Consider the following 20,283-nt stretch of genomic DNA (forward strand, 5'->3'; position numbering starts at 1 on the left):
GGACGGCGCCCGAGTCCGGCGGGCGTCAGGTCAGATAGCGGTAGGCCGGAGAACCCGGCACCAGCCGCTCGCACTGGAGCGGAGTGTCAGCGATGCGCTCCAGCAGCGGCGCCAACCCATCCGGCGTGCCGAGTTCGATACCGACCAGCGCCGCACCGGTTTCCCGGTTGTTGCGCTTGACGTACTCGAACAGGGTGATGTCGTCGTCGGGCCCGAGCACCTCGTTCAAGAAGCGCCGCAGCGCGCCCGGCTCCTGCGGAAAGTCCACCAGGAAGTAGTGCTTCAGGCCGCGGTGCACCAGCGAACGCTCGATGATCTCGCCGTAGCGGGACACGTCGTTATTGCCGCCGGAGATCAGGCACACCACCGTCGAGCCGGGCTCGACGGTGATCTCCGACAGCCCCGTGACCGCGAGCGCGCCCGCTGGCTCGGCGATGATGCCCTCGTTCTGGTAGAGGTCGAGCATGGCGGTGCAGATCGCGCCTTCGTCCACCTGCATGATACGGAAAGCGCCTGCGCCACCGGGAGATTCGGTGGCGGTGAGTAATGGCAGCGAGCCATGGGACACCACCCGGCCGCCGAAGCCCGAGACCGCCGCGAAGGGCACATCGCCGATCCGGCGCACTGCGGCACCGTCCACGAACGGGTCGATCTCCGGCAGCGTCACCGGTCCGCCCGCAACCAGCGCCGCGGTCATCGAGGCCGCGCCTGCCGGTTCCACGCCGAGAATGCCGGTCTGCGGCGAGCGGTTGCGCAGGTAGGTGCCGATACCGGCCAGGCAGCCACCGCCGCCCACCGGCACCACCACCAGATCGGGGGAGGTGCCGAGCTGCTCGAGGATTTCGGCGGCGATGGTGCCCTGACCGGCCGCGGTGCGCACATCGTCGAACGGCGGCACCATGGTCGCGCCGGTGCGCTCGACATCGGCGGCGGCGGCCGCGGCGGCCGCATCGTAGGTTTCTCCGACGGCGATCAGCTCCACGAACTCGCCGCCGTGCACCCGGATGCGGTCACGCTTCTGCTTCGGTGTGGTGGTCGGAACGTAGATGCGGCCGCTGATTCCCATCGCCTTACAGGCGAAGGCGACGCCCTGGGCGTGATTGCCCGCGCTGGCCGCGACCACGCCTGCGGCTTTCTCGTCCGGGGTGAGCTGCACGATCAGGTTGTAGGCGCCACGCAACTTGTAGGAGCGGACGGCCGAGAAGTCTTCGCGTTTGAGGTAGACCTGCGCACCGGTCAGCGCCGAGAGTCGGGCGCTGAACTGCAGCGGGGTCGGCTCGATAATGTCGGCAATGCGCTTGGCGGCGGCGTCGATCTCATCAGCGCTCAGTGCGGGACGGGAAGCGGACAGTTCGTCGAGGACCTCGAGCGGATTGGACACCCGAATTATGCTGCCACCCGTCGCATCGGCCCGACGCGGCGGGTGGGCCTGCGGTGCGCAGTGGCGGATTACTGCGGGGTGAGGACGAAGACCGGGATCTGACGGTCGGTCTTCGTCTGATAGTTCGCGTAGTCCGGCCAGACAGCGACGGATCGCTCCCACCATCGGGCCTTCTCGTCACCGAAGACCTCGTGGGCGATGTAGTCCTTCGTGACGGTGCCATCGCGCAACTCGACGTGCGGATCGGCCTTGATGTTGTAGTACCAGACCGGGTTCTTCGGTGCGCCGCCCAGCGAGGCGACGATCGCGTATTCCCCGTCGTGTTCGACCCGCATCAGCGGCGTCTTGCGCAGCAAGCCCGTCTTCGCGCCCCGCGTGGTGAGCAGGATTACCGGCTTGCCCTGCAGTGAGGTGCCGTCGGTGCCGCCGGAACTCTCGTACGTTTCCGCCTGCTTGCGGGCCCAGTCGGACGTGCTCGGTGCATAGTCTCCTGTGAGTGGCATAACCCGGGCAACGCGACAGTGCCGCCCGCTGTTCCCGCCCGAGAATGTTCGGTGGACCGAACTTCGTTATCCGTATATCCTGACCCCATGGCAACGGTTCACCCTTCCGCCGTCGATATCGCGGGCACCGCGTGGCCGACGTACAAGCTCGAGGCGCTCGCCGCCGGGCTGGTGACCTGCCTGATGCTGGCGCTCATCACCGGCTCGCTGCAGGTCGCGGTGCTTGCGGCCGCGGCGGTGGCCGCAGCCCGCTGGATTCTCGGGCAGGTGGGTAAGCGCCGGTCGGCCTCGGCACGCCGTACTGACCGGGTCCTCTCCGCAAGCTGACCGTCCACGGACTGCGTCCTCTCGGCGGGCCCACTGGATCACCCCCGTTTTCCACCGGCGAGGTGATCGGCCGAGCATCTCGCCGGCCACCACCGTGATCGGTGACCGTTTTCGGCCCGGCGGAGTCGGTCAATCCGCGTCGAGCGGTAGCTCGGCCAGCTCCCCTCGCGACAACACACCAAGCTTCGGATATGCCTTGTACAGGTGATGCCCCACGGTCCGCGGGCTGAGGAACAGCTGCGCAGCGATATCGCGATTGGACATGCCCTGCGCCGCGAGCCGCACGATCTGCAGTTCCTGCGGGGTGAGCCGGGCAAGTACCCCGGTCGCCGGGCGTGCCGCGGTGCCGACGCCGAGCGCTGCGAGTTCGGTGCGAGCGCGCTCGGCCCACGGTGCGGCGTCGAGTCGTTCGAAGATTTCCAACGCGGGCGACAACTGGTTGCGTGCATCGACCTTGCGGCGGCTGCGGCGCAACCATTCGCCGAACAGCAGCTGCGTGCGCGCTTGCTCGAACGGCCTGCCGCTGAGGGCGAGCGCGGCCTGAAAGTGGTCCTCCGCCAGGGTTTCCGGACCGATCAGCGCCTGACAGCGGTGGGCGAGCGCGGAGATCCAGTCCTGCCGTGCGCCCGCGGCCCACGACTGCAGCCGTTCCATGGCGTCTCCGGCCCGCTCCGGACGGCCCAGCCGAACCGCTGCCTCGATCAAATCCGGCAGGGCGCGCATCCCGGCGACATGATGGCGGGCGGGTTCGGCGGTCAGCAGCTCCAGCCGCGCCAGTGCCGTCTCGACCTTGCCCTGGCCGAGCTCGAGGAGGCCGAGCGCCGAATTCGTCCATGGCGCACCGGGCGCCGCGGCGCCGCCGAGTTGCTCGGCCAGCGCGCGTTCGACCAGTGCCCGGCAGTCCTGCTCACGTCCTTCGAATGCGGCCAAGTAGGCGAGGTAGCTGCTGAGCTGGCTGATCCAATGGTCCTGCCCGATGTCCTCGGCGATCCGCAGTCCCTCGGTCGCTGCGATCCGGCCCTCGTGCGGCCTGCCGAGGAATACCTCGGCCTCGCCGCGAAAGAACAGCAGCGTCGGCAGCAGGGCGATGCGACCCTGGTCGCGGCACTCGGCGATGAGAGTCTGCGCCAGCTCCGCGACCTGCTCATCCTGACCGACGACCAGGCCCGCGCCGCACATCTGGACCAGGTCCCGCGGGCTGTCGGCGCCGGTGCGGCGGGCCGCGGCGGCCGTCTCGCGCAGGTCGACGGTGTAGCGGCCCTCGATGGCGGCGACCGTGTAGCGGGCGATCGGCGTCATCGAATCCGACTCGGGCAACGCCAGCGCGGTCAGCCGCGCGGCGACGTCCGCCAATTCGGGTGCGCCGAGATACCAGGCCGTGTGCACTGCCTGCGCCAGAATGCGGGCCGCGTGCACCGGTTCGCCGTCGCGCACCAGGTCCGCGCCTGCCAGCAGCAGTTGATGGGCCGAGAGTGGTTTGCCTGCACCGAATTCCGCGGTCGCTCGCACCAGGTCCAGGCGCGCGTCGAGTAGCGGGTCGCTGTTCTGGCCTGCCGCGCGTTCGGCGAGCGTGCGGGCGCGGTCCAATTGGCCTGCCTCGCTTGCGGTTTCGGCAGCCAAGACCAGTCGCCGGACGCGGGCTTTCGCGTCGATGCTCAAGCCGGCCGCACGCTCGTAGGCGGTGACGGCGCCGGAGAAGCCGCTGCGCCGCCGGGCACGGTCGGCGGTTTCCTCGAGTGCGGTAGCCGTCGATTCATCGGGACCTGTTGCCGCGGCGGCCAAATGCCAGGCGCGCAGGTCCGCGTCCGAGGGATCGTGCAACGCCTCGGCGAGCGCCGAGTGCACGGCGAGGCGCTGTGCGAGCGGTGCACCCTGGTAGACCGCCGAACGCAGCAGTGGATGGCGGAAGATCAGCGTCCGACCATTACTGTGCAGCAGCCCGGCGTCCTCGGCGGGTTGCAGATCCGACAGCTGCGGGCCGAGGGCTGCCGCGGCCCGCAACACCGTGCCGAGGTCGTCGATGCCTGCCGCGGCGGCGACGAGCAGCAGTGTCCGTGTCGGTGCGGGCAGCCTGCTGGCCTGGCCGTGGAAGGCCACCTGCAGGCGCTGTGTCAGCGGCAACGGGTTGGGCCCCGTGCTCGCCGAACCCGAGCCGGTTGCCTCGACGGCCAGCATCGCGGGCAATTCCAGCAGTGCCAGCGGGTTGCCCGCCGCCTCGGTCAGCAGTCGATAGCGCAGCGCGGGAGCCAGATCGCCGGTGTGGCTGTCCACCAGTGCCGCCGCCGCGTCCTGCCGCAATCCCGTCACGGTCAGCTCCGCCAGACCGGGCGCGGGAAAATCGTCGTTCGCAGGCCGGGTGGCGAAGATGATGACGACGCCCTCGGCATCCAGCCGTCTGGCCGCGAACAGCAGTGTTTCGGCCGTCGCACGGTCGAGCCAGTGCGCGTCATCGATCAGGCACAGCAGCGGGCCATCGGCGGCTTCCTCGGCCAGCAGTGACAGCACCGCGAGTCCGATCAGCATCCGATCGGCCGGATTGTGCTGGGTCAGGCCGAACGCGCCGCGCAGCGCATCGCGCTGCGGGCCGGGCAGCGTGTCCACCAACTCGAGTCCCGGTCGCACCAGCAGGTGCAGCGCGGCGAAGGGCAGCTCCGCCTCCGACTCGACACCGGCACTGCGCACCGTCGGAATACCCTGGGCCGCCGCATAATCCAACAGTGCCGTCTTCCCGATTCCGGGCTCGCCGCGAATAACGAGAGCGCCGCTGCGACCCTCCCTGGCTCCCTGTAGCAGCCGATCGATGAGTGCTTGTTCGGCTTCTCGTCCATGGAGCATCTGCTCACCGTAGCCGTCGAGCGGACGGTCGGTCGTCGGCAATATATGCCCACCTGCGCGAATGACCGACTTGTCGGCGCGGACGGGTCTGGTCGGCGTGCCCGCGTTTCGGTCGGCGAATGGTCGGCCTGCCCCACGCGACGTTGCGGCGCAGGTACCGTCGGGCGTATGGCACATGGCGATACGCCCGACATGGGGCCGTCCTTCCACGTCGAGCATGTCGATTCCGGACAGATCGACATGCTCGTCGCCATTCTCGATGTGCAGGCTCGACTACCCAGCATCCAGCGGATCCGGCGCTGGGCGCACGAGGCGCTCGCGGTCACGGCCGGGGAGCGCGCCCTCGACATCGGATCGGGCACCGGTTCGGAGGTCATGGCGTTCGCCGAGCGCGTCGGCCCGGACGGCGAGGCGGTCGGCATCGATCCGAATCCGGCCATGGTTGATGTCGCCGAGCAGCGCGCCGAGGCCGCCGGGTCGAGGGCGCGATATCTCGGTGGCTCGGTCTACCAACTGCCCTTCCCCGACGGCTATTTCGATGCGATCCGCTGTGAGCGCGTGTACCAGCATCTCGACGATCCGGCCGCCGCGACCGCCGAGATCGCCCGGGTGCTGCGCCCCGGTGGCCGGGTGCTGCTCATCGACAGTGATTGGCACACCGCGATCACCCATCCCGGTGATCCTGCGGTCGTGGGGGCCATGTCGGAGACGCTGCTGGCGAACACGCCCAATCCGGCGTCCGGCCGCCGTCTGCGCGGTCTGCTGGTCGCCGCGGATTTCGAGATCGACGACATGGGCTCGGAGGCGGTGATCTGGGACCCGGGATCGGCACTGCCGCTCTACGGTGAAATGACGGCGCGGGCCGTCGCGGCGGGGGCGATCACCGCAGCACAACATGATCAATTCCGCGCCGACCTGGACGCGGGCATCGCCGCCGGCGACTACCACCTGTCGGTGACCATGTTCGCGGTATTGGCGCACAAGCGGTGACCGAGGGAAACGATACGAAGCGCAAGCCGTGTCCTAGCCTGTCGCTATAGCGGTGCGCTACTAGTATCTCCGTCATGCGGTCGAACATGACGAAGGTAGCTCTAGTGCTCGCCGGAGTGTGTCTTGCTGCGCTTTCGCCGGTAGCTTCGGCACCACGCGCCGAAGCCGAAATCATCACCCTGCCGCCGCACGAAAGGACCTACGCGTCACCGCTGGGCGGCAACCTGATGGTCGGCAACAGGGACGAGACGATCAGCCGCATCGCGCCGTTGAACCAGGTGGGCACCACCAGGGAGGCCTTTGTCAGCTCGGTCGCCTATGGCCAGGTCGACGGAGGGGTGGGCAAGCTACGGGTGGGGTATCACATCGGTTGCGCGGTGACCGTCGGCGCCGGCACTCTCGGCGGGACCCCCGATCTCATCATCGGGATCGACCCGGACACCGAAGACCAACCACCTCTCCTCTTGAACCCCAACCCGATCGTGACACTCAACCTCACGCCCGGTGAGGTCGCCGAGGTCGCGATGACCGAGAAGGACATGATTCCGGGAAAGCTTATTCAGACGGTGATTCGGGACTTCCATCTCAAGATCAACACCTGCACCGGTCCGGTCAGTATCCGGCAATTCACGTATGTGATTGCCACCTCACCCGAGGTCGACGACATGGGTGCGGTGTTCGGCGACCCTACCTGGTTGTGAGAGCTTCCCCGAAAAAGCCCCGGTATGCCGGGGCTTTTCTGGTTCTTCATGCGTTCCCCCATTGACATCGCGGGGTATTCGTTTACTGAAATGCATTGTTTTTATTAACATTCCGTACCCGAGCCTCGATGATTCGAGTAGTCCAGTACGCAGGTTTGCACGGGGATGCGGCGGGAGAATTTGCCCATGAAACGCCTGGTAGTTTGTTGTGACGGCACCTGGAAGGCCGAATCGAGCAGCACGGTATCCAACATCATCAAGATCGCTCAGACCATCAGCTTCTCCGCGCCGGGACCGGCCGGAGAGTCGATTCAGCAGTGGGTGAGCTATGTGTCGGGGCCCGGGGCGCGCGGGTTCCTCACCGACCGGCTGATGGGCGGTGCTTTCGGACTCGGGCTGGAGGCGAACCTGTCGTCGGCGTATTGGCATCTCGCACTGAACTGGGAGCCCGGCGACGAGATCTACATCTTCGGCTTCAGTCGCGGCGCCTTCACCGCCCGCAGCCTGGCCGGACTGATCGGCCGAATCGGGATCATGACGCCGGAGGCGATGATCGACGGTCAGTATCCACACGCGCTGCGCATTCATCGGCAGGTCGCCCCGAACCGGACGGTGCAGAACCCGGATCCGCCGGAGCCGCAGGAGTGGATCGACTTCCGCGGCGAGCACTGCAGGTACCCCGCCAAGATCGACTTCCTCGGTGTGTTCGACACCGTCGGCGCGCTCGGCGTGCCGGGGTTGACCTCGCTGCGGCATAAGTTCCACGATGTGAAGCTCTCATCCAACGTGCACTGCGCGCGCCAGGCGCTGGCGATCGACGAGCGGCGCCGCAACTTCGAGCCGTGCCTCTGGGAGGTGCCGATCGAGCCGAACGTGAAGTACCGCAAGCACTTCGATCGAGTGAAGCAGGTCTGGTTCGAGGGTGTGCACAGCGATATCGGCGGCGGCTACAAAGAATGCGGCCTGTCCGACATCACCCTGCAGTGGATGGTGACCGAGGCCGAATCGGTCGGCCTCGCCTTCGACCGGGAGCGGTTGGCGGGGCTTTCCAAGCGCTGCCACGCCGAGGGCGCGAAGCACCTGGAACTGCACAAGTCCCTCGGCATCGGCTACCGCGTCCTCAATGTGCTTCGGATGCTGCGCAACCCACGCAACCGGCGCTTCCATTGGGATTCCTGGCGGCGGTTGGCCACCCCGATCGACCAGTGTGTCCGGATAGCGTCCAGCGCCAAGACCGAGCCGGACTACCGGCCGGTGAATCTGCGGCGCTGGCGCGCGGACCTCGGCGGCATGTTCCCGGCGGACCTGGTCGAGCAGACCGGTGGGGTGTCCACCCTGCTAGCGGACGAGCAGGGCGACAGGCAGGCGGGCGAAGAGCTTCTCCAGTCGAGCCCGGCTCTGGAAAGTGTGGCCGGTTAACCGGTCGGTCCAGCTGCCCTGCGGCAATGCGAGCGTAGTGTCGCCCCACCCGGTTTCGGCGAGACCGATGCTGTGCCGGGTGGTGGCGACGATCACCTCGGGCGCCTCGCCCGCCCGGCCACGGGCATAGCTCACCAGCCTGCCCGCGTGGTCGCCGGTGGCGAACAGCGGCAGATAGGTGCCGCCGACGAAGCAGTCCGGCCGCTCCCTGCGCAGCCACAGCGCGTAGGCGACGATCCACATCTTTGCCGCCCCATTGGTGTTCAATGCCGGTGTGCCGGTGAGCGATTGCAGTAGCCCGGCGCGTGCCGCGAAGTCCACCGGCCGCCGGTTGTCCGGGTCGACCAGGGTGTCCTCCCACAGCTCACAGCCCTGGTAGATGTCCGGGATGCCGGGCCCGCACAGCTGGAGCAGCTTCTGCGACAACGCATCCGACCAGGCGTGTGGCGCGAGCTCGTGCACCAGGTCGCCGATTTCGGAGCCGACCGGTCCGTCGATCACCGCATCCAGCCAGCCGTGCACCGATGCCTCGAACTCGGCATCCGGCTCCTCCCACGAGGTGTGCACGCCCGCTTCGCGAATCGACTTCTCCGCGAACAGATGCAGTCGCTCGCGCAGGCCCGCTACCGAGGAGGCCGGGCGGCCGTCGGCAGGCCACACGCCGAACATGTTCTGCAGCAGGAACAGTGTCGTCGCGCCGTCGGGACCCGGCGTCTGCTCCTCCCACGACTCGACCGACTGCGCCCAGGTCTCGGCAACCTGCGACAGCACCCCGATTCGTGCCCGCACGTCCTCACCACGTTTGGTGTCGTGGGTGGACAGCGTGGTCATGGTGGCAGGCCAGCGTTGCGCGCGTTCGCTGTTGGACAGGTGGAACTCGTTGAGCGAGTGGCCGAATCGAGCCGGGTTGCCGCCCACCTCCTGCAAGGAGACCAGCCGGGCCGCCTGATAGAACATGGTGTCTTCGACGGATTTGGCGGTCAGCGCGCCGCAGACCTGACTGAAGCGCACGCTGGCTTCGCCTTCGATAGCCAAGGCAGACACCAGGATGTTCAACGGTGCGGTCAGCTCGGTGTTGCGCTTCTCGACTTCGGCGACCACCGCGCCGGTCATCCCGGCCAGCGGCGCGTAGTCGACGCGATACACCGGCATGAACGCCAGCACTTCGATGGTCGCGTTGGTCAGCGCCATGGTGTCGAAGCTTTCCGCGCGCGCGTCGCGTTTGACAGCGGCGACCAACCGTCGAACCTCGGGGGCCAGAATGCTTTCGGCGACCGCGCGTTTGATCCGGTGCTCGGTCTCGCCGATCCAGGCCCGGTCGCTGCCGTGCCCGGCGATGCGCCGGGACAGTTCGGTGAGCGGGGGCTCACCCTCCGGGTCGATGAGCACGCCGCCGATATCGGCGAGCGCGTCGTAGCCGGTGGTGCCGTCGATCGGCAGCGTCGCATCGAGCGGCTCGCGGTTGGCCAGGATCTTCTCCACCAGCAGCAGCCGCTGCGGTCCGATCAGCCTGCGCAGCTTCGTCAGATAGGCGGCGGGGTAGGACAATCCGTCCGGATGGTCGACCCGGACGCCATCGATGAGATCGTGCTCGCACCAGGCGGCGAGCTCGCGATGGGTGATATCGAAGACCTCGGGATCTTCCTGACGCAACGAAGCCAGGCTGCTGACGGCGAAGAACCGGCGATAGGTGCACAGTCCGGCCCTCCAGCTGACCAGCCGATAGTGCTGTTTGTCGTGGATGCGTAGCGCGTTGTCGCCGTCGGTGCCCGCCGCGATGGGGAAACGCAGGTCGTGCAGTGCCAGCATCGGTTCCGAACCGGACCGGTCGACAGTCAGGGCCGCCGGGTCGTTTTCGCTCTGCAACACCGGCAGCGCCAGCCGCCCGCCCGCGCCGTTGGCCGGGCTCCAGTCGATGTCGAAGAAGTGCGCGAACTTCGATTCGCGTCCGTTGCGCAGCACGTCCCACCACCATGGGTTCTGCTGCGGGTCGGCGACACCGACATGGTTGGGCACCAGGTCCACGATCAAACCCATACCGCGACTGCGTACTTCGTCGGCGAGCGCCTTCAGGCCGGCCGGGCCGCCGAGCGCCGCCGACACGGTGGTGGGGTCGGTGACGTCGTAGCCGTGCGGCGAGCCCTGCACCGCAGTCAGGATCGGCGAGAGGTACAGGTGCGAGATACCCAGCTGCTGTAGGTATTCCGCGATCGAGCGGGCCTCGGTGAAAGTCAGCACATCGGGCCGCAGCTGGAGTCGGTAGGTGCTGCGGACCGTGGTCTGCCGGGCAGCTCGGCGGCCACGGAGAATGGGATCGGTGAAGTGTATCTGCGTCTCGGTCATGGGCGTTTCGGTCATGCGGTGCAACGGAGGACGAGCAGGCACCGGGCGGGGAGGGTGACGGTCGCGGCCGCCGGATAGACGGTTTCGCAGCGGCCGTCGGGTATCGAGCAGTCGAGCGCGACCGACCACTCTGGACCGTAATCGGTGCCGGGCAGGGCGAAATCGAGGGCGGAATCGTGCGCGTTGAAGCACAGCAGGAACGAATCGTCGGTGATGTGTTCGCCACGGGGGCCGGGTTCGGGTATGCCGCGTCCGTTGAGATACACCGTCAGCGACTTGCCGAATCCGCTGTCCCAGTCCGCAGGCGTCATCTGATCGCCCGCCGGGGTGAGCCACGCGATGTCGCGGGCATGTTCCTTGGACCGGATCGGCCTGCCCTTCAGGAAGCGTCGGCGGCGGAAGATGGGGTGCTCGGTACGCAGCGCGATCACCGTGCGGGTGAAGTCGAGCAGGTCCGAATTCGTCTGCATCAGTGACCAGTCCATCCAGGCCAGCGGTGAGTCCTGGCAATACACATTGTTGTTCCCCCCTTGCGTCCGCCCGATTTCGTCGCCGTGTGAGAGCATCGGCGTCCCCTGGCTGAGCACCAGCGTGGCCAGCAGGTTGCGGCTTTGCTTGGCGCGCAGGGCGAGGATATCCGGGTCGTCGGTGGGGCCCTCCACCCCACAGTTCCAGGACCGGTTCCAGCTTTCGCCGTCGCGGTTGTCCTCGCCGTTGGCCTCGTTGTGTTTCTCGTTGTAAGACACCAGATCCCGCAGCGTGAACCCGTCGTGTGCGGTGATGAAGTTGATGCTCGCGCTCGGTCTGCGGCCGGTGTCCTCGTACAGGTCCGAGGAGCCGGTGAGCCGGGAGGCGAACTCACCGAGCGTCGCGGGCTCGCCGCGCCAATAGTCGCGGACGGTGTCGCGGTACTTGCCGTTCCACTCGGTCCACAGGCCGGGGAAGTTGCCGACCTGATAGCCGCCTTCGCCGACATCCCACGGTTCCGCGATCAGCTTCACCTGACTGACCACCGGATCCTGTTGCACCAGATCGAAAAACGTGGAAAGCCGGTCCACGTCGTGCAGTTCGCGGGCCAGCGTGGCGGCCAGATCGAAGCGGAAGCCGTCGACGTGCATGTCCAGGATCCAGTAGCGCAGCGAGTCCATGATCAGCTGCAGGGTGTGCGGGTGGCGCACGTTGAGGCTGTTGCCGGTGCCGGTGTAATCCATGTAGTGCGACGGGTCGTCGTCCATCAGGCGGTAGTAGGCGGCGTTGTCGATACCACGGAAGGCGAGGGTCGGTCCGAGGTGATTGCCCTCACCGGTGTGGTTGTAGACCACGTCGAGGATCACCTCGATGCCTTCCGCGTGCAGGGCGCGCACCATCGCTTTGAACTCGGTGACCGCGGCGCCGCCACGCGGGCTCGCGGCGTACTCGTTGTGCGGGGCCAGGTAGCCGAAACTGTTGTAACCCCAGTAATTTCGCAGGCCCTGATCCAGCAGGACACGGTCGTGCAGGAATTGGTGCACCGGCATCAGTTCGATAGCGGTGATGCCGAGGCTTTTCAGATATCCGACGATCGCCGGGTGCGCGATGCCCGCGTAGGTGCCGCGCAACTCCTCGGGAATGTCGGAGTGCGTCATCGTCATGCCCTTGACGTGCGCCTCGTAGAGCACCGTCTCGTGATAGGGCCGATTCGGCCTGCGATCGGAGCCCCAGTCGAAGAACGGGTTGATCACCACGCCGGTCATGGTGTGCCCCAGGGAATCCAGGCCGTGGGTGTAGAGCGACGGATCGTTGTCGAAGTCGCCGTCGAAAGCTTTCCCGTAGGGATCGAGCAGCAATTTGCTGGGATCGCAGCGTAATCCGTGATCCGGGTCGTAGGGCCCGTGCACTCGGAAGCCGTAGCGCTGTCCCGGTCCGATCGTCGGTAGATACGCGTGCCAGACGTAGGTGTCGACCTCCTCCAGCGGGATCCTGGTCTCGGTGCCATCCCTGGCGATCAGGCTCAGCTCGACTGCATCGGCGACCTCGGAGAACACCGAAAAATTGGTGCCTGCGCCATCGTAGGTAGCGCCCAGAGGGTAGGCGGTGCCGGGCCAAACACCGAGTGGTGTCACGTCACCGGGCGCTGCGTCGGGCTGAGCCATGTCAACGACACTAGCGGCAGCCGGGCAACCGTCCATGTGGGTGGTTGGGGTCGGGCGCGTCAGTGCTGGTCGGGACTGATTTTCAACCAGCGACGCTGGTAACCCGCGCGCTTGGCGATGGCGGCGAGCCCGCCGAGGACGGCGCGTTGAAGCCGTGCGGGAATGCCCGCCGGGTAGCCGTCCTGGTAATCCCACAGCAATGCCGGGGCAAGCGGGTCGCGTGCCACTCGGGTGCGGGTGCTCCGGCCCGCGGCGTGCAGGTTGTGCCACAGCAGGAACATCTGCCAATGCCGCAGGGGCGGGGCGGATTTCGTGGTCGAACGCGGGTATCTGCTGCCTCGCTCCAGAACGCGTGCACGGCTGCGCGGGGAGCCGTGAGGCGTCGCCGGGTGTGGTTGTGCGGTCAGGTGTTGGAGTGGAGTGCCCTCCGGCGAGGTCGTGCTTACCCAGCTCGAGTGGTAACTTGAACGCCGTTCAAGCCAGCTCCGGGGAGGCCGGGGCAGTCGCACGACCGCGAGGATTCCTGTGGCAATGACCCCCGACGAGATCGCCGCCATCGACGCCGAGCATGTTTGGCATCCCTACGGTGGTTTCCCCGCGACGACCGAGCTGCTCGTGGTGGCGGGCGCGTCCGGGACCCGGCTGACCCTGTCCGACGGGCGCGAACTCGTCGACGGTATGAGCTCCTGGTGGGCCGCGATCCACGGCTACCGGCATCCGGTGCTGGACGCGGCACTGGTCGCCCAGTCACAGCGGATGAGTCACGTGATGTTCGGTGGGCTCACCCACGAGCCCGCGGCCCGGCTGTCCGAACTGCTCGTCGAGCACACCCCCGACGGCCTGGACAAGGTGTTCCTGTGCGACTCGGGATCGGTGTCCATCGAGGTCGCGGTGAAGATGTGCCTGCAGTATTGGCGCGCGCTCGGGCTGCCGGGCAAGCGGCGGCTGCTCACCTGGCGCGGTGGATATCACGGTGACACGTTCACGCCGATGGGCGTGTGCGACCCGGACGGCGGGATGCACTCGCTGTGGACCGACGTACTGGTCGAGCACATCTTCGTGCCGACGCCGCCCCGCGACTACGAATCCGGCTACGTCGCCGAACTCGACCGTGCGCTGGCCGCGCACGCCGATGAACTCGCGGCCGTCATTGTCGAGCCGGTCGTCCAGGGTGCGGGCGGCATGCGCTGGCACGACCCGCGCTACCTCGCCGACCTGCGCCGCCTGTGCGACGAACACGGCGTGCTGCTGATCTTCGACGAGATCGCCACCGGATTCGGCCGCACTGGAGCGCTTTTCGCCGCCGACCATGCGGGCGTGCGTCCCGATGTCCTCTGCGTCGGCAAGGCGCTGACGGGTGGCTACCTCACATTGGCCGCGGCGTTGTGTACCGCGCAGATCGCAGAAACCCTCAGCGCGGCGCACGGCGGTCTGATGCACGGGCCCACGTTCATGGGCAACCCGCTGGCCTGCGCCGTCGCCGTGGCGTCGATGGAGCTGCTGCTGCAACGCGACTGGCGCGGCGAGGTCGCCCGCATCGAATCCGAGCTGAATGCCGGTCTCGCCCCGGTCGGCGACCTGCGCGGGGTCGTCGAGGTCAGGGTGCTCGGCGCGATCGGTGTCATCGAACTCGATGGTCCGGTCGACATGCGCACAGCAACCGAGGCTGCCGTGTCCGCGGGCGTATGGCTGCGCCCCTTCCGCAACCTCATCTACACGATGCCGCCGTTCATCAGCACGTCGGACGATGTCGCGGCGATCACGGCGGGCATGCGGGCCGCGGTCGAAGCGCAGTCGGCCTAGCCGGAAATATTCGCGAGCCGACTGGCGGTGGTGGCCGCCGGGCTGGGTGCTGCTTCGGTGTCGTGGGTGCACGGAGAATGTGTGGTCGCCCTCGCGGCTTGGTCGGCGAAGTCGCCGGATGGGGATCGGGTGAGGCGGAAGAGCTGTGGAAACGGTGTGCTGCCGATCGGGGGGATCCCACCCGCGGCGGGTGGCGGAAGTTAGGTCCATTACGCGACCTGAACGGTGTTCAAGTACGCTTCGGAGCTGTGACTACCGATCCGTTGAGTTGGTTGGACGAGCGTGCGGCAGAGCGGGTGACCGCTGGCTTGCGGCGCGAGCTGCGGGCACGGGCGCCGCAATCGCCGTCGATCGATCTCGCCTCCAACGACTACCTCGGTCTGGTTCGGCATCCCGAGGTAGTCGAGGGTGCCATCGACGCAGTGCGGCAATGGGGGGCTGGTTCGACCGGGTCCCGGTTGGTCACCGGCACTACCGCCGCGCATGAACAACTCGAGGCCGAGCTTGCCGAATTCGTCGGCGCCGAAGCCGGTTTGGTGTTCGCCTCCGGGTACGCCGCCAACCTGGGCGCGGTGACCGCGCTGGCCGGACGCGGCGCGCTTGTCGTCTCCGACGCGGGCAGTCACGCCTCACTGGTGGACGCCTGCCGACTGTCGCGAGCGCGGGTGGAGATCGCCGCCCATCGCGATGTCGACGCCGTCGACCGGTTGTTGGCCGCCCGCACCGAGGAACGCGCGCTCGTGCTGACCGATTCGGTGTTCAGCGCCGACGGTGACCTGGCTGCGCTTGCCGAACTGCACCGGGTGACCCGCGCCAACGGCGCGGTGCTGATCGTGGACGAGGCGCATGGTCTCGGCGTGCGCGGCACCGGTGGGCGCGGGCTGGCGCACGAGGTCGGCCTGGCCGGGGAGCCGGACCTGGTCATCACCGCGACCCTCTCGAAAGCTTTTGCCGCCCAAGGTGGTGCCGTACTGGCCAGTGCGCGGGTCCGCGCACACCTGATCGATGCCGCACGCACCTTCATCTTCGACACCGGCCTCGCGCCTGCCGCCGTCGGCGCGGCGCGTGCAGCTCTGCGATTGCTGCGCCGTGAACCCGGGATGGCCGCCCGCGTGCTCGAGCGGGCCGCCGACATCGCCCGTATCGCCGGTGTGCCGGCACCGGATTCGGCGGTGGTCTCGGTCGTGCTCGGCGAGGCGCAGGTCGCCTACGACGCCGCACGAGCCTGCCGGTCCCGTGGTCTCGACGTCGGCTGCTTCCGTCCGCCGTCGGTCCCGGAGGGCACCTCCCGCCTGCGTCTGACCGCCCGCGCCAACCTCACTCCCGCCGAACTCGACACCATCGCCACCGTTCTCACCGAGGTCTTGGCCGAAGCTCGCGGGTTGAGCGTGGTGCCGGCATGAGCGGACAGTTCAGCGCCGCAGCTTCGGGCGGCGACACCGTGCCGGGCGCCGCGCCGTCGGTCGGCATGCGCTCCGGCACGGTCGCGTCCGAGTCTTCGCGGGCCCGCGTATTCAGCGAGGTGTGGCCATGAGTCCGCTGTTGATCACCGGAACCTCCACCGAGGTCGGCAAGACCGTGGTGACAGCGGCGATCGCGGCGGCGGCCTGCGTGGCCGGCCGATCGGTCGCGGTGTGCAAGCCCGCCCAAAGCGGTGTCGCTCCGGGCGAACCCGGCGATCTCGCCGAGGTCGAGCGCCTGGCAGGTGTCACCCGAACCCTCGAACTCGCCCGCTACCCGGATCCGTTGGCGCCTGACACCGCGGCCCGCCGCTGCGGCCGACCGCTGCTGACCATGGCCGAAACCGTGGCTGCGATAGAGGCTCTCGCCGACGCGGACCTCACCCTGGTCGAAGGCGCGGGCGGACTGCTCGTCCGTATGGGCGAATTCACGCTGCTCGATCTCGCGCAGAGACTCGACGCACCGGTTTTGGTGGTCGTCGCGGCCGGGCTCGGCACGCTCAATCACAGCGAATTGACCACCCGCGCACTGCAATCGGCGGGCGTGCGCTGTGCGGGGCTGGTGATCGGCTCCTGGCCCGCCGACCCCGACCTGGCCGCCGAGTGCAACCGCACCGATCTGCCAGCGGTCACCGGCGTCGACGTGGTCGGCGCCATCCCCGCCGGCGCGGGTGCTTGGGGGCGCGACCGCTTTACTGCCGCCGCTCCGGGGTGGTTCACGCGCACCTGGTGAAGGCTGAACCAGTTCGGCTGGAGTGGATTTCGCGTCGATGGCACACAAAGTTCGGTCCCTCGCGCATAGTTGCGCTTGGGCGCGAACCAGTGAGTTCGTTCAGCGCACATTCTGGGTATGCGGGCATGCGGGCATGCTCGCGGGCAAGCTGCGCGGGCGGGCGCCCCGGTGGTCCAGGCCGCAACGGGGGTATCACTCACGACTTCGTCGTGGTCGACTCGATTCGCCACACGCACACCGTCGAAGCTGCTGTTGCCCAAGCTATTACGGTACTGCGAGCCGCCCAGGAGCCGTTGAGGAACAGGGATCGACCAGCTGGGGTTGTAGGGCATGGGGTGGAGGGCGCAGATGGCCGGCGCCGAAACCGACTGTGGCGGATGGTCACCATGCGCTGGGCAGTGCTGCGGGGTCAGCCGCTCGCGCGTGTACAGGGATCTTGCGGCCGAGGTAGGCGAGCAGTTGTTCGCCCGGCGTGGTGGTGCAGGTGGGGACCGGGGGGCCGAACAGCGGATCTCGACCGGCGATCGGGACGAGCTGCGGCGCGATGGTCAGTAGGTCGCCTGCGAGCTCGTCCGGGATCTGTACGGACGGCGTGTGCACCACGGCGATATCCCAAGCGTGCACCGTCAATTCGAGAGCGCCGGCCGCACCGACGGTTTGGGCGGACAACGGGGTGCCGGACACCAGCACGGGATTCGGCGAGTAGTGGGTCAGGTCGCCGAGTAGGCCGGTGGCGGCGGCCTGGACATGTGCGACGGCGGTGGCACCGGGACGGCGAATGGCCGGGGCGGCGCAAATTCGTCCGCCCGCAACGCCTTCGCGCAGGGCGGCGATCGATTCGTCCACATGGGCAAGCAGCTTGCTCAGGTCCCAGCCGCGGCATGGGGTCGGTCTGGTGAGGTCGGAGCCGAGTCCCTGCAGAGCGCACAGGAGATACAGCACCGATCGGTCGAACAGGTCACGGGTCATGGCAGTGACTTCGGCAGGTCGAAGCCTTCGAAGAGTCCGCTGTCGTGGAAGGAAACGATGCGCTCGATCCCCGTCTGGGTCGCGGTGAGGACATGAATCGAGTGGGCCTCGCCGCGCAGGTAGAACCCGAAGGCGGGCTGCCCGTTGGCGGCGGTGCGCACCATCTGTACCTCGCCTGCGCGGGCCGGGCATCGCGTGGCGATCAGTCGGACGATGCGAAGGTTACCGCGGAACCATTCGCGGATCGGCGGCATCTCCATCACCGCATCGGTTTTCAACAGCTCGGTGAGTGCCGCCATGTCGGCGTTCTCGAACGCGGCCGCGTACCGGTCGAGCACCCCACGCACGGCCGGATCGTCGGGCTCGGCGATATCGGCCGTCGCCACAGGCAGTTGCCGCAGGGTGGCGTGCGCGCGCTGCAACGTGCTGTTGACCGCGGCGACGCTCACCTCCAGTAGTTCCGCCACCTCGGATGCTTTCCAGCGCAGCACATCCCGCAGGATCAGCACCGCGCGCTGGCGTGGCGGCAGATACTGCCACACGGCGATCAACGCCAGCCGCATTCCTTCGCGCGCGGCGACGATCGCGGCCGGATCCGCCGACTCGGGCTCGATGCGGACATCCGGCATCGGCTGGAGCCAGGGGATCTCGTTCGAGAGGAACGGTGCTGTTTCCGGATCATCCGACGGCCCAGAAAGTCCCGATGGCAGCACGCGCCTACTGTTGTGCTGCAGCGCGTTGAGACAGGCGTTGGTCGCGATCCGATACAGCCACGTCCGCATCGACGCCCGCCCCTCGAAGTCGCCGTAGCCGCGCCAGGCCCGCAGCATCGTCTCCTGCACCAGATCCTCGGCGTCGTCCACCGAGCCGACCATCCGATAACAGTGCGCGAGCAATTCCCGCCGGTATTGCGCCGTATGTGCGGCGAACTCGTCGATGTCGACCATCGGTGCCCCTTTGTCGGACTACGTCGTTTCGGACCCCGGCTGTGGCATGGAAGTCCTCGAACATGCAGACCGTCCGCGTGCCCGGAACTCATCGGTGCCGGAATTCCGGCACCCCGGCCGATGAGTTCGGCCGTCGCGCCGGTCGGTATCTGAGCAGGCACGCTGCACAGGAAGGAGCATTGTGAGTACACCAAGGTGGTGGCCCCAGTGTGAGGAGATCACCAGTGCGGTCGCGAATACGTTCGACGGGTTTGCCGGTCGCGTAGAGCCGAACACGGAAGCCGAGTACTGGGCGTGCCAGGGTTGTCAGGGTCCATCCGTCCCACCCCGCCCAGGTACGGCGTGTGTGAGCGGACTGACAAGTTCGGTCGAGGCAGGAGAGTGACTGTTGCCGCGAGGGCGATCACAGTGGCGCGACCGTTCCGGAAGTGCACCGGATTCCCGCACCCGCCTGGGATGGCGGCTCGGACTCTACCGGTCGGTCGGGTTTTCGGACGCGGCAGTTGTTTCGCGTTCGCCTGGCAGGCCTCCCGGAAGCGTGCCTACAGTGAAGAGATGTCGCCGTTGGAGGAACGGCACCCGTCCACCGTCACGGACTGGGAGGACGAGCGACGCAAAGCCCGCCTGCGGGATACCGGCCTAGGGCACGGGTGGAAGTCGTTGCGCCGCACCCGGCTGGTGCTGTTGCGGGTCGCCGCACTACTGCTCGCGGGACTCGTGCTGTTCGCCCAGTACTGGGTGCACGACGTCGCGCCGGAGCAGGCCAGGCTGGCGCGCACCGAGCCTGCCATCCTGCCGGTCGCGCTCCCGGCCGACGCCGAGAACTGGGACACCGTCGTGGTCGACATGGTCGGCCTCGGCGGCCTCAATGCCGGCAATACCGCCGCGGCGCTGCCCGCGCTGAGCCGAATGGGCGTCGTGTGGGCCATCAAATACGACAACAGCGGCATCGACACCAGGGTGATAGCCGAGCTGATCATCCGCGCCGCGCAGATGTCGGGACTGAAGAACATCGTGCTGGTCGGGCACAGCATGGGCGGGGTGATCGCGCTGGAGGTCGCCAGGCACATCCACACCGACAGCGACCGCCGCCTGGTGTCGGTGATCCTCGATTGCACGCCGATGGACCTGAACGCGGTGCGCCCGGAAAGCCGCGGCCGGGGCGAGGACATGCTGCGTTGGATGGCGTGGCTGCCCGGCGCGCGGGAGAGCCGCGGGCTGCGCCTGACCGTGGAAACCTACGCGCGCCGCGACCGCTTCTTCGACCGGGGTGGCGCCGGGATGCCGGGTATCAGGGTCGCGAAACTGGGCGGGGTGGTGTCGGATGTGCTGCGCGAGAAGATTTTTTCCCGCGACGCGGCGAGCAACGGCCTCATCGAGTCGCAATTCCTGGCGATCGTGGCAGGCGGCGCGCTCAACGATCTGCGCGCACTGTCGCGCCCCGCGGACGGCAAACCGCGCCCGGCCATCGTCTTCATCCGTCCGCGCAATCCCGACAACGACCGGGTGGTCGACGTCGAATACTCCCACCAGGTGCTGATCGAGCGCGCCGGCGGCGTCGACGGCACGCTGCTGGTGGTGATGGCGCGAAACACCGGCCACGCCAACCCGATGCAGCGGCCCCGCGAATACAACACGGTGATCGAGCAGCAGATTCTGCCGTTCGTGCAGCGCTTCCAGCAGCAGGTCCGTGCGACGGCCAGTGCGGCCGGACCGCGCTGATGGCGCCGGGATAGGGCT

General features: G+C 67.8%; 17 protein-coding genes. 9 read left to right on the top strand and 8 right to left on the bottom strand.

The genetic code is table 11. The features are described from left to right. Positions 1–25 precede the first annotated feature (25 nt). Both ilvA and OHA42_RS16030 read right to left on the bottom strand, forming a co-directional pair. A complete protein-coding gene (gene ilvA / locus OHA42_RS16025; RefSeq protein ID WP_406237931.1) occupies positions 26–1,381 on the bottom strand; it encodes a threonine ammonia-lyase IlvA in 1,356 nt (451 codons plus the stop codon). Between the two features lie 68 nt (positions 1,382–1,449). Next, positions 1,450–1,884, bottom strand: a complete 435-nt coding sequence (locus tag OHA42_RS16030) for a nitroreductase family deazaflavin-dependent oxidoreductase (protein ID WP_328411489.1) — start codon at positions 1,882–1,884, stop codon at positions 1,450–1,452. Between the two features lie 87 nt (positions 1,885–1,971). Between OHA42_RS16030 and OHA42_RS16035 the strand changes: the two genes are divergently transcribed. Further along, positions 1,972–2,211, top strand: a complete 240-nt coding sequence (locus tag OHA42_RS16035; RefSeq protein WP_406237934.1) for a hypothetical protein — start codon at positions 1,972–1,974, stop codon at positions 2,209–2,211. Positions 2,212–2,340: 129 nt separating this feature from the next. Here the strand turns inward: OHA42_RS16035 and OHA42_RS16040 are convergent, their stop codons facing one another. Next, positions 2,341–5,088, bottom strand: a complete 2,748-nt coding sequence (locus tag OHA42_RS16040) for an AAA family ATPase (protein ID WP_406237936.1) — start codon at positions 5,086–5,088, stop codon at positions 2,341–2,343. Positions 5,089–5,214: 126 nt separating this feature from the next. Here OHA42_RS16040 and OHA42_RS16045 point away from each other — a divergent pair, with 126 nt between their 5' ends. The 3 genes from OHA42_RS16045 to OHA42_RS16055 all read left to right on the top strand — a co-directional run bounded on the left by OHA42_RS16045 (position 5,215) and on the right by OHA42_RS16055 (position 8,156). Then, positions 5,215–6,036 (top strand): methyltransferase domain-containing protein, encoded by an 822-nt coding sequence (locus OHA42_RS16045; protein ID WP_406237937.1) that lies wholly within the window; start codon positions 5,215–5,217, stop codon positions 6,034–6,036. An 86-nt stretch (positions 6,037–6,122) separates the two neighbouring features. Next, positions 6,123–6,737 (top strand): MspA family porin, encoded by a 615-nt coding sequence (locus OHA42_RS16050; protein WP_406237939.1) that lies wholly within the window; start codon positions 6,123–6,125, stop codon positions 6,735–6,737. Positions 6,738–6,923: 186 nt separating this feature from the next. Beyond that, a complete protein-coding gene (locus OHA42_RS16055) occupies positions 6,924–8,156 on the top strand; it encodes a DUF2235 domain-containing protein (RefSeq protein WP_406237940.1) in 1,233 nt (410 codons plus the stop codon). Here the strand turns inward: OHA42_RS16055 and treY are convergent. The 3 genes from treY to OHA42_RS16070 are packed head-to-tail and all read right to left on the bottom strand — an operon-like array spanning position 8,076 to position 12,912. Continuing rightward, positions 8,076–10,514 (bottom strand): malto-oligosyltrehalose synthase, encoded by a 2,439-nt coding sequence (gene treY / locus OHA42_RS16060; RefSeq protein ID WP_406237942.1) that lies wholly within the window; start codon positions 10,512–10,514, stop codon positions 8,076–8,078. The genes OHA42_RS16055 and treY overlap by 81 nt on opposite strands. Further along, positions 10,511–12,631, bottom strand: a complete 2,121-nt coding sequence (gene glgX, locus OHA42_RS16065) for a glycogen debranching protein GlgX (RefSeq protein ID WP_406237944.1) — start codon at positions 12,629–12,631, stop codon at positions 10,511–10,513. Before glgX ends, treY begins: the two co-directional genes overlap by 4 nt. Positions 12,632–12,690: 59 nt before the next feature. Further along, positions 12,691–12,912, bottom strand: a complete 222-nt coding sequence (locus OHA42_RS16070) for a hypothetical protein (protein WP_406237945.1) — start codon at positions 12,910–12,912, stop codon at positions 12,691–12,693. 250 nt (positions 12,913–13,162) lie between these two features. Here OHA42_RS16070 and OHA42_RS16075 point away from each other — a divergent pair, with 250 nt between their 5' ends. The 4 genes from OHA42_RS16075 (at position 13,163) to bioD (ending at position 16,627) form a co-directional block, all read left to right on the top strand. Next, positions 13,163–14,434 (top strand): adenosylmethionine--8-amino-7-oxononanoate transaminase, encoded by a 1,272-nt coding sequence (locus OHA42_RS16075; RefSeq protein WP_406237947.1) that lies wholly within the window; start codon positions 13,163–13,165, stop codon positions 14,432–14,434. 248 nt (positions 14,435–14,682) lie between these two features. Beyond that, complete coding sequence (locus OHA42_RS16080) at positions 14,683–15,837, top strand: 8-amino-7-oxononanoate synthase (RefSeq protein WP_406237949.1); 1,155 nt, start codon at positions 14,683–14,685, stop codon at positions 15,835–15,837. After that, the gene (locus OHA42_RS16085; RefSeq protein ID WP_406237950.1) at positions 15,834–15,968 is read left to right on the top strand and encodes a hypothetical protein; all 135 of its coding nucleotides are present in this window, start codon (positions 15,834–15,836) and stop codon (positions 15,966–15,968) included. Before OHA42_RS16080 ends, OHA42_RS16085 begins: the two co-directional genes overlap by 4 nt. Next, on the top strand, positions 15,965–16,627 hold the full coding sequence (gene bioD / locus OHA42_RS16090) for a dethiobiotin synthase (protein ID WP_406237952.1): 663 nt from the start codon (positions 15,965–15,967) through the stop codon (positions 16,625–16,627). Before OHA42_RS16085 ends, bioD begins: the two co-directional genes overlap by 4 nt. 381 nt (positions 16,628–17,008) lie before the next feature. Here bioD and OHA42_RS16095 read toward each other — a convergent pair whose 3' ends face one another. Next, complete coding sequence (locus OHA42_RS16095) at positions 17,009–17,596, bottom strand: maleylpyruvate isomerase family mycothiol-dependent enzyme (RefSeq protein WP_406237954.1); 588 nt, start codon at positions 17,594–17,596, stop codon at positions 17,009–17,011. After that, complete coding sequence (locus OHA42_RS16100; RefSeq protein WP_406237955.1) at positions 17,593–18,543, bottom strand: sigma-70 family RNA polymerase sigma factor; 951 nt, start codon at positions 18,541–18,543, stop codon at positions 17,593–17,595. The genes OHA42_RS16095 and OHA42_RS16100 overlap by 4 nt, the downstream gene beginning before the upstream one ends. 555 nt (positions 18,544–19,098) lie before the next feature. On the opposite strand from OHA42_RS16100, the gene OHA42_RS16105 reads away from it, so the two are divergent. Further along, the gene (locus OHA42_RS16105; protein WP_406237956.1) at positions 19,099–20,265 is read left to right on the top strand and encodes an alpha/beta fold hydrolase; all 1,167 of its coding nucleotides are present in this window, start codon (positions 19,099–19,101) and stop codon (positions 20,263–20,265) included. Positions 20,266–20,283: the final 18 nt, after the last annotated feature.

This window comes from Nocardia sp. NBC_01009 (assembly GCF_045208035.1).
In the GTDB taxonomy this organism is placed as follows: domain Bacteria; phylum Actinomycetota; class Actinomycetes; order Mycobacteriales; family Mycobacteriaceae; genus Nocardia.